Here is a 3,394-nt window from a genome sequence, read left to right on the forward strand (position 1 = left end):
CCGCCTCGCGGGCACAGGGGCGGGGACTGCTGCGCTTGGCGAAACAGGTGTGGCCGCAGGCCGATTGGCGTGAGCTCGGCACCCGGCCGCATCTGTCCACCGTCTTCGGCGTCGTCGCCCGGGTGTGCGGGGCGAAGCCGGAGGAGATCGCCGGTGTGGTCGTCTACACCACCATGACCGGGGCCGCGACCGCCGCGCAGCGGCTGCTGGCCCTGGACCCGGCGGCGGTGGCGGCCTGCACCGTGCGGCTCGCCGAGGTGTGCGACTGCACTGCCCGCGAGGCCGTCGACACCCTGGCCGCGCTGTCCGATCCGCTCCAGGATGTGCTGGCCGAGCGCCACCTGGAACGCGATATGCCACTGTTCGCTTCCTGAGCCGGGTAACACCGGGTTTACACGCGTCGGCAAGGATGGGTTCCATGCCACCTCATTTCATCGACGGAGAACCGCACGATCACGGCCACGACCGCCCCCGGCGGGAGCGCACGCCCGGGGAGCCGGTGCGGATCGGGATCGGCGGACCGGTGGGGTCGGGGAAGACGGCGCTGGTGGCGGCCCTGTGCCGCCAGCTGCGCGAGGAGCTGTCGCTGGCCGTGCTGACCAACGACATCTACACCACCGAGGACGCGGACTTCCTGCGGCGGCACGCGGTGCTGCCGGATGAGCGGATCACCGCGGTGCAGACGGGCGGCTGCCCGCACACCGCCATCCGCGACGACATCACCGCCAACCTGGACGCCATCGACGATCTCATCGAGGCCAATCCGCCGCTGGACCTGATCCTGGTGGAGTCGGGCGGCGACAACCTGACCGCCACCTTCTCCTCCGGGCTCATCGACGCGCAGATCTTCGTGGTCGACGTGGCCGGTGGCGACAAGGTGCCGCGCAAGGGCGGACCGGGCGTGACCTACTCCGATCTGCTGGTCATCAACAAGACCGACCTCGCGCCCATGGTCGGCGCGGATCTGTCGGTGATGGACCGCGATTCCACGAAGGTCCGCGAGGGCCGCCCGTTCGTGTTCACCTCGCTCACCGAGGACCCGGCCGCCACCCCGGTCCTGAACTGGGTGCGCGAACAGCTCCGCCTGGCAGCGGAACAGGATGCGGCAGCCGGTGCCTCCCACGCACACTGACGCTCCACGGATGAACGGAGTGTCCGCACGGCGACGCCTGTGGACCGTGGTGGCAGCGGGCGCTGCCCCCCGAGCCTCCGCGGTCGGCGGTCGAGGGCTCGCGCTGCGTACCGCGCGCCCGCAGACGGCGTGGTGTGTCGCGGCCCGCCCGGCGATGACCGTACTGGCACCCGCAGGCAGGTCGATGCGGGGATACGCACGCACAGCGGTGGAGTCGGGCGGTGCCGAGCGGGTGTGCCGTGCGGACTGAGGTGCGGATCGTCGCGGTCGCGGGGCGGTTGCCGACGATTGCGGCGATAGGGGGATTAGCCGGGCGGCGGACCGGGGTCGACACCGTGCATCTGATCGGTACGGCCGCCACGCCGCTGGGCGGGGACGAACTCGATATCTCCATCGTGGTGGGGGCGGGCGCGCGGTTGGCGGTTCGGTCGGTGGCGGCGACCATCGCGCTGCCCGGACGGGGCACGCGGAAGTCGGTGGCGCGCTGGCACTTCGAGGTCGCGGCCGGAGGCGAGCTGGATGTCGATCCGGAGCCCACGGTGGTGGCCGGTGGGGCCGAGCATGTGACGACGACGACCGTGCGGTTGGCGGAAGGGTCGCGACTGCGGCTGCGCGAGCGGGTGCGGATCGGCCGGACCGGGGAGGATCACGGCTATTGGAGCGGTGAGCTGCACGCCGATATCGGCGAGCTGCCACTCCTGCGGCACCGCTTGGACCTGGGCGCGGACGCGGTGACCGACGACGCCCTGTCGGGCCCGCGAGCGCTGGAGAGCGTGCTCAGCTACCCGGATGACCGGACGGTGCACACCACCGGTCTCGACGCCGCACTGCTACCCCTGGCCGCGGGCGGAACTCTCTACACCCGAACGGGTTCCACGCTCGCCACGGCACCTCCGCCGGGCACCACCGAATGGACGGCGAGTCGGGCGGCGACCGCGATCGCGTGACCTCGCTACGTGGTGACCGGGCGTGTGCGCGGCGGTCCGGTCAGGGGCGCATGGCTCCGAAGTAGACGTCGATGGAGAGCAGGGCGAACAACCAGTCGGCGCTGACGCGCAGGGGTTGGGTTCGGAACATGGTCGCTCCCTTCGGGATCGCATGCTTGGGGTGAGTACGGGTATCCCGGGTGCGACGGGAACCGGACCTCACCCCCGGTTCCCGCCGCATCCGGCACTGCTGGGCGGCCGTATCAGTCGCCGACGACGCGTGGCGGGGCGTTGAAGGAGTTCACCGCACCGACCACGGCACCCGCCGCCGCACCGACCGCCGCGGCGGGCACGGTGATGACCGCGGCGCCCGCGGCCGCACCGAGCACCGGTCCGGCGACCAGGCCGACGGGGACGAAGGCCAGGCCGGTGACCAGGCCGACCGCTCCGCCGACGGCCGCGGAGGTGAGTGCGAACGGTGCCGCGGTGGCGGCTCCGGCGAGCGCGCCCACGGCGGCCGTGCCGATCGTCTGACCGGCGATCCGGTCGGAGCGGCTGCGCTCCATGCCGATGGAGTCGAGGAAGGTGGCGAGATTGGCCTCGACCTGCGCGGCATTGTCGTTGATCTGGATCGCCTGTTCCTTGTCGATCCAGTTCGGCGCGTCGACCACCACATCGCCGAACCGGAACTTGCCGGGCGGCGGGGCGATCGGCGGCACCGGTGCCACCGGAACGGGCGGATGCAGCACGCCGACGGGAGCCAGGTAGCTCTTGTCGGGAGCGGGACGCGACCACTGGATCGAGCTGTGGGTCTCGTCGGGGATGTTCAGGCCCTCGTACGGCGCGACATTGGGCGCCTCGGCCGGCGGCCACTGCTGCGGCGCGTCGTCGTGATGCGCCACCGGAGCGGGCTCGACCGGCGCGGCGTTCGCCTGGCCGGAACCGACGATCGCGAGGACTAGCGGAACCGCGCCCGCCGCCACCACATTGCCGACTCGATTGCGATGCGGGTTGAGGGCTCTGTGCTTGCCTGCGGCCATAGACGACCTTTCATCGGGGAACAATCGACGCCCGACATTCGGACCCGGCGGTCACCCGGATTGGTCGTGGAATCGGACGACTTCGAGATCGGTTGCATTGCTGAAAGATTGCCCGCTCGCAGAACCGATCGTTGTCGAAGGCCGAACCCCTGCTACGGGATTCGGCCTCCGGACAAAACGGCCTTACTGCGCCGTTGCCGACTCCATCGGTGCCGGCATTTCGGCCGGAACCTCGGTAGCCGGAGCCAGGTAACCATTGGCCGCGCCAACCGCCGCGCCGACCGCCGCACCCGCGG

4 protein-coding genes are annotated in these 3,394 nt (G+C 71.2%); 3 read left to right on the plus strand and 1 reads right to left on the minus strand.

The window, feature by feature from the left end; all coding sequences use genetic code 11:
• From QK444_RS34320 to QK444_RS34330, 3 genes are all read left to right on the plus strand, one after another.
• Positions 1–374: urease accessory UreF family protein (locus QK444_RS34320; RefSeq protein ID WP_282786174.1), on the plus strand; the 374-nt coding region annotated here is incomplete at its 5' end.
• Positions 375–418: 44 nt separating this feature from the next.
• A complete protein-coding gene (ureG, locus tag QK444_RS34325; protein WP_029930580.1) occupies positions 419–1,132 on the plus strand; it encodes an urease accessory protein UreG in 714 nt (237 codons plus the stop codon).
• Between the two features lie 239 nt (positions 1,133–1,371).
• Complete coding sequence (locus QK444_RS34330; protein WP_282786175.1) at positions 1,372–2,079, plus strand: urease accessory protein UreD; 708 nt, start codon at positions 1,372–1,374, stop codon at positions 2,077–2,079.
• Positions 2,080–2,321: 242 nt separating this feature from the next.
• On the opposite strand, the gene QK444_RS34335 is transcribed toward QK444_RS34330, so the two are convergent.
• Positions 2,322–3,098 carry a hypothetical protein gene (locus tag QK444_RS34335; RefSeq protein WP_063821488.1) on the minus strand — a complete coding sequence of 259 codons (777 nt, stop codon included), beginning with the start codon at positions 3,096–3,098 and terminating at the stop codon, positions 2,322–2,324.
• Between the last annotated feature and the right edge of the window lie 296 nt (positions 3,099–3,394).

Source organism: Nocardia sp. CC201C (genome assembly GCF_030010695.1).
Lineage (GTDB): Bacteria > Actinomycetota > Actinomycetes > Mycobacteriales > Mycobacteriaceae > Nocardia > Nocardia otitidiscaviarum.